The organism is Amycolatopsis sp. NPDC003861, assembly GCF_053605405.1.
The window spans coordinates 1-6,047 of the sequence record NZ_JBSGJD010000388.1 but is presented as its reverse complement, the minus strand read 5'-3'; the positions used below and the strand labels follow the sequence as shown (position 1 = coordinate 6,047).

The window sequence follows — 6,047 nt, the reverse complement described above, 5'->3', positions numbered from 1 at the left end:
GCTCGTGAGTGGAAAGGAGGGTTAGAACCCTCCTTTCCACTCACGAGCCGGTCAGGCGCAGGTGAGGCGGGCGGCGGCCCAGTCGCTGCGGTCGTACGAGTTCCCGTCCCCGCCGTCGGTGACGACCAGCCGCAGGTACTTCGCGCCGTGGAGGTCCGCCGCCAGCGGGATCGCCGGGTCCTGCCACGTCCGGACACCGGTCGCCGCCGCCTTCACGCCGTCGGCGTAGACCTCGAACGTGGCCGAGCCCTGCTTGTTCGTCGCCTCGCGCTCGTCGTCGACGCCGACGTCCGCGGTGAACTGCGTGCAGCGCCCGCCCAGGTAGAACACGACTTCACTCGGCGCGTGCGCTCCCAGGCCCTTCGGGTACACCACGCCGTTGACGGTCAGCGGCTTGCCGTCGCCCGCCGGGATGCTGCCGTTGGACATGTCTCGCTCGACCGGGCCGTAGCCGTTCTTCTCCGCCGCCCAGCGCAGGTCGCTCGCCCACGCCGGCGTCGTGGGCGGTGCCGCGGGCACGGTCAGCTGCTGTTCACCGGACCAGGTGACCTGCCCGAACCCGGCCGTGCGATAGGTGACGCCGCCGCGCAGCACCGCCGTCGTGCCCTCGGTCCCGGCCGGCGGAGTCACCCGCCAGCGCCCGGCCGCCGTCTCGCCGGTGCCGAGCACGACGGCCCGCGGCCGCGCCACCTGCTCGACGCGCCAGCCCGCCGGCGCGGTGAGCGTCACCCGCGGGTCGAACACCGGGACGCGGGCTTCGTCGGTCGCCGACACCGTGACCTCGAAGGGCTGCCCGGCCGGCGTGAGCTCGCCCGGGACACCCGGCGCCGGCGCGGCCAATTCGATGCCCGTGCTCACCAGCGGCGCGTTCCGCCACCACGCGCCGCCCGCGTGGACCCGGTAGACGACCGTCGCGTGCGGCGGGACGACCGCGGACAGCCGGCCCGCCGTCTGGAGGTCGCGGTGGGCCCACAGGTCCCGCGCCGTGTAGCCCGCGGATCGGGGCAGCCCGGCCGCGGCCGCGGTGGTGCCGATCGTGGCGCTCGACGTCGTCTCGTTGAACAGCGCGATCGCGACGTCACCGTCGGCGAGGGGCTTGGCGAACACCCAGCGTCCGTCCTGGTTGGACAGCACGCGGGCCTGGACGCCGTGGCGGTCCTGGTCGAGCGCGATGACCTCGGTGTTGCGCAGGACGTCGAAGTTCGCCGCCGACACCTTGCGCAGGTCGGCCCCGATCAGCAGCGGCGCGGCCATCATCGCCCACAGCGAGAAGTGCGAGCGGTACTCCTCGGTCGTCATCCCGCCGTTGCCGACCTCGAGCATGTCGGGATCGTTCCAGTGCCCCGGCCCGGCGTAGGGCGCGAGCGGCGCGTTCGCCTTGAGGATCTGGAGCATCTTGGCCCAGTTGTCCTTGATGTCGCCGGTGGTCCGCCACAGGTGCCCGACATCGGCGCCCCACGTCCACGGCTTGTTCTCGCCCCACTCGCACAGCGAGTACACGATCGGGCGACCGGCCTTCCTCAGCGCGTCGCGCATCTTCGTGTACCGCTCGAGAGCGGGCCGGCCCTGGTTGTTGCAGTTGTCGTACTTGAGGTAGTCGACGCCCCAGTCCGCGAACGTCTGCGCGTCGACATCCTCGTGGTCGAGTGCGCCCGGCTGGGTCTTCGCGCAGGTCAGCGTGCCCGCGCTGGTGTAGATGCCGAACTTCAGCCCCTTCGCGTGGACGTAGTCGGCCAGCGCCTTGATGCCGCCGGGGAACCGGGCCTTGTTCGCCTGCATGCGCCCGTCGGCGTCGCGCTCCGGCTCGGCCCAGCAGTCGTCGACGTTGACGTACTCGTACCCGGCTGCTTTGAGTCCTTTGTCGACGAAGATGTCGGCGGTGTCGCGGATCAGCTGCTCGTCCACGGCGCAGCCGGTGGTGTTCCAGTTGTTGAAGCCCATCGGCGGGGTCGGCGCCAGTCCGTCGGGCAGCGCTTGCGCGGGCGTGACCGACACCACGGGCAGCAGAGCCGCGACGGCGATCACCAGGCCGAGTCGTCGCACCAGAACGTCACCCCATCGTGAGAGATCCGATGTTTACCCGAGCGACGCTAGGGACGGCAGCACGGTTGGTCAATGACACACGGATATCACCAGCCGTTCGGCTTAGCGCATCAGATATCAGATCCCATAGAGGTCAGATGACCGGTGGGTGGGACACCGGAAGCCGTCGCGCGACCGAGTGCGCTGCACCACACCGCCGGGTGGCGGCGCGGGAGTGCCGGTGTCTGGTCCATCACAGAGGGGAACCCGGAGGTGAGCCGCGTTCCGGGTGCGGGTCTAGCATCCGATTCATCCAGGCTCGATGACGTTGATCTCGGCACGGCCGCCGTTCCCGCGGCGGGCAGCGGACCTCACCGGCCACCGGGCGCACAGTCAGACGTTGGAGGCCGTTCACCGATGTCCACCACGGCGAGCACTGCCACAGCGGCAGGGGCGAGCGATCGGGCGGGTGCCTCACGCCGGCAGGGGACCTTCTACCGGGGCGACCCCGGCATGTGGTCCTGGGTCCTGCACCGCATCACCGGCGTGCTCACATTCTTCTTCCTGTTCGTGCACGTGCTCGACACCGCGCTGGTGCGCGTGTCGCCGAACACCTACGACCAGGTCATCGAGACCTACAAGACGCCGATCGTCAACCTCCTGGAGGTGGGCCTGGTCGGCGCGGTGCTGTTCCACGCGCTGAACGGCATCCGGGTCATGCTGGTCGACTTCTGGTCGAAGGGCCCGCAGCTGCAGAAGGCGATGACGTGGGTCATCGGCGTCGTCTGGGTCGTCGTGATGGTCCCCGGTGCGTTCTTCATGCTGAAGCGCACCGCCGAGACGCTCTTCGGGGGTAACTGACATGGCCGACCTCGCGCTCGCCAACCCCCGCACCCCGAAGCGCCCGGCCGCGCGCCGGAGCAACTTCGAGCTCTACAGCTGGCTGTTCATGCGGATCTCCGGGCTGGCTCTGGTCATCCTGGTGCTCGGCCACCTGCTGATCATGAACATCCTCGACGGCGGGGTGCACCGGATCAACTGGGGCTTCGTCGCCGGCCGCTGGGCCTCGCCGTTCTGGCAGTTCTGGGACCTGGCCATGCTCTGGCTCGCCGAGATCCACGGCGGCAACGGCCTGCGCACGATCATCGACGACTACGCGCGCAAGGACAGCACGCGGTTCTGGCTGAAGATCCTGCTGTACGTCTCGATGGTGCTGATCCTGGCCGTCGGCACGATGGTGATCTTCACCTTCGACCCGAACATGCCCGCGAACTGAAGCCCCGGAGAGCTCCCACCATGCAGTTCCACAAGTACGACGTGGTGATCGTCGGCGCCGGCGGCGCCGGCATGCGCGCGGCCATCGAGTCCGGCCAGCGCGCCCGCACCGCGGTCCTCACCAAGCTCTACCCGACCCGGTCCCACACCGGCGCGGCCCAGGGCGGCATGTGCGCCGCGCTGGCGAACGTCGAAGAGGACAACTGGGAGTGGCACACCTTCGACACGATCAAGGGCGGCGACTACCTGGTCGACCAGGACGCCGCCGAGATCATGGCGAAGGAGGCCATCGACGCGGTCCTCGACCTCGAGAAGATGGGCCTGCCGTTCAACCGCACGCCCGAAGGCAAGATCGACCAGCGCCGCTTCGGCGGGCACACGCGTGACCACGGCAAGGCCGCGGTCCGCCGCGCCTGCTACGCCGCGGACCGCACCGGTCACATGATCCTGCAGACGCTGTACCAGAACTGCGTCAAGTACGGCACGGAGTTCTTCAACGAGTTCTACGTGCTCGACCTGGTCACCAGCCCGGACGAGAACGGCAACCCGATCGCCTCCGGCGTCGTCGCCTACGAGCTGGCCACCGGCGAGCTGCACGTCTTCCAGGCGAAGTCGATCGTGTTCGCCACCGGCGGCGCGGGCAAGATCTTCAAGACGACGTCGAACGCGCACACCCTCACCGGTGACGGCCTCGGCATCATCTTCCGCAAGGGCCTCCCCCTGGAGGACATGGAGTTCTTCCAGTTCCACCCGACCGGCCTCGCGGGCCTGGGCATCCTGATCTCCGAAGCCGTCCGCGGCGAGGGCGGGATCCTGCGCAACGCCTCCGGCGAGCGGTTCATGGAGCGCTACGCCCCCACCATCAAGGACCTCGCGCCGCGCGACATCGTGGCGCGCTCGATGGTGCAGGAAGTGCTGCAGGGCCGGGGTTGCGGCCCGAACAAGGACTACGTCGTCCTGGACGTCACGCACATCCCCGAGGAGACGCTCAACGCGAAGCTCCCGGACATCATGGAGTTCTCCCGGACCTACCTGGGCGTCGACCCGGTGAAGGAGCCGGTGCCGGTCTTCCCGACCTGCCACTACGTGATGGGCGGCATCCCGACCAACATCCACGGCGAGGCGTTGCGGGACAACGAGAACGTCATCCCCGGCCTCTACGCGGCGGGCGAGGTCGCGTGCGTGTCCGTGCACGGCTCCAACCGCCTGGGCACGAACTCGCTGCTGGACATCAACGTGTTCGGCCGCCGCGCCGGCATCGCGGCCGCGGAGTACGCGCTGGCGCACGAGCACGTCGAGCTGCCTTCGGACCCGACCAAGCTCGTCGAAGAGCAGCTGGCGGGCCTGCTGTCGGAGCACGGCGACGAGCGCGTCGCCGACATCCGCAAGGAAATGCAGCAGACGATGGACTCGCACGCGTCGGTGTACCGGACCGAGGACACGCTGAAGCAGGCGCTGACCGACGTCCAGGCGCTCAAGGAGCGGTACCAGCGGATCACCGTGTCGGACAAGGGCAAGCGGTACAACACCGACCTGCTCGAAGCCGTCGAGCTGGGCTTCCTGCTGGAGCTGGCCGAGGTCCTGGTCGTGGGCGCGCTGGCGCGCAAGGAGTCCCGCGGCGGCCACGCGCGTGAGGACTACCCGAACCGCGACGACACGAACTTCATGCGGCACACCATGGCCTACAAGCAGGGCGCCGAGCTGACGTCCGACATCCGGCTGGACTACAAGCCGGTCACCTTCACCCGCTACGAGCCGATGGAGCGGAAGTACTGATGACTAGCGTTGCCGAAGCTCCCGCTTCTTCCTCGTCTTCCGACTCGGACCACACGCCGATCACGGTCACGCTGAAGATCCTCCGGTTCAACCCGGAGGTCGATTCGGAGCCGCACTGGGAGTCCTACGACGTCCCGGCCCAGCGCACCGACCGGCTGCTGAACCTGCTGTTCTACGTGAAGGACTACATCGACGGGACGTTCTCGTTCCGCCGCTCGTGCGCGCACGGCGTGTGCGGGTCCGACGCGATGCAGATCAACGGCATCAACCGCCTGGCCTGCAAGGTCCTGATGAAGGACCTCCTCCAGAAGGACGGCAAGAAGACCACGATCACGATCGCCCCGATCAAGGGCCTGACGACGTTGAAGGACCTCTACGTCGACATGGACCCGTTCTTCGAGGCCTACCGGGCGATCAAGCCGTACCTGATCACGTACGGCAACGAGCCGACCCGCGAGCGCATCCAGTCCCAGGCGGACCGCGACCGCTTCGACGACACGACGAAGTGCATCTTGTGCGCGTGCTGCACATCGTCCTGCCCGGTGTACTGGAACGACGGCTCGTACTTCGGCCCGGCGGCGATCGTCAACGCCCACAGGTTCATCTTCGATTCGCGTGACGAGGGATCGGAGGAGCGCCTGGACATCCTGAACGACGGCGAGGGCGTCTGGCGCTGCCGCACGACGTTCAACTGCACGGACGCCTGCCCCAGGGGAATCCAGGTGACGAAGGCAATCCAGGAAGTGAAGAGGGCGCTGCTGTTCAAGCGCGTTTGAGTGGTAGGCAATAGGCCCTCCGGCAAGGCTTGCCGGGGGGTCTTTTGCTTTTCTCGGACCAGGTGCGGACCGGCGGCCGGGGGCGCGAGCCGGCCAACGACGTCACCAGACCTCCCCCGCCCCTCATCCCAGCTATCCCTTCAGTCGGCGACCGGGTGTGTCAAGGCACGCTTTCCCGCCTTGACACACCCGGGCGAC

General features: G+C 68.4%; 5 protein-coding genes. 4 read left to right on the top strand and 1 reads right to left on the bottom strand.

Annotated elements, in window-relative coordinates:
• Positions 1 to 51 precede the first annotated feature (51 nt).
• A complete protein-coding gene (locus tag ACWEVN_RS45715; protein WP_452055440.1) occupies positions 52 to 2,043 on the bottom strand; it encodes an NPCBM/NEW2 domain-containing protein in 1,992 nt (663 codons plus the stop codon).
• 396 nt (positions 2,044 to 2,439) lie between these two features.
• Here ACWEVN_RS45715 and sdhC point away from each other — a divergent pair, with 396 nt between their 5' ends.
• Genes sdhC through ACWEVN_RS45695 form a run of 4 tightly spaced genes read left to right on the top strand, consistent with a single transcriptional unit; the run spans position 2,440 to position 5,849 of the window.
• Positions 2,440 to 2,883, top strand: coding sequence for a succinate dehydrogenase, cytochrome b556 subunit (gene sdhC, locus ACWEVN_RS45710; RefSeq protein WP_310971104.1), 444 nt, complete (start codon positions 2,440 to 2,442; stop codon positions 2,881 to 2,883).
• A gap of 1 nt (position 2,884) precedes the next feature.
• Positions 2,885 to 3,298 carry a succinate dehydrogenase hydrophobic membrane anchor subunit gene (locus tag ACWEVN_RS45705; RefSeq protein ID WP_003064185.1) on the top strand — a complete coding sequence of 138 codons (414 nt, stop codon included), beginning with the start codon at positions 2,885 to 2,887 and terminating at the stop codon, positions 3,296 to 3,298.
• A gap of 20 nt (positions 3,299 to 3,318) precedes the next feature.
• Positions 3,319 to 5,073, top strand: coding sequence for a succinate dehydrogenase flavoprotein subunit (sdhA, locus tag ACWEVN_RS45700; protein WP_449687344.1), 1,755 nt, complete (start codon positions 3,319 to 3,321; stop codon positions 5,071 to 5,073).
• Positions 5,073 to 5,849, top strand: a complete 777-nt coding sequence (locus tag ACWEVN_RS45695; protein WP_449687343.1) for a succinate dehydrogenase iron-sulfur subunit — start codon at positions 5,073 to 5,075, stop codon at positions 5,847 to 5,849. Before sdhA ends, ACWEVN_RS45695 begins: the two co-directional genes overlap by 1 nt.
• Positions 5,850 to 6,047 lie beyond the last annotated feature (198 nt).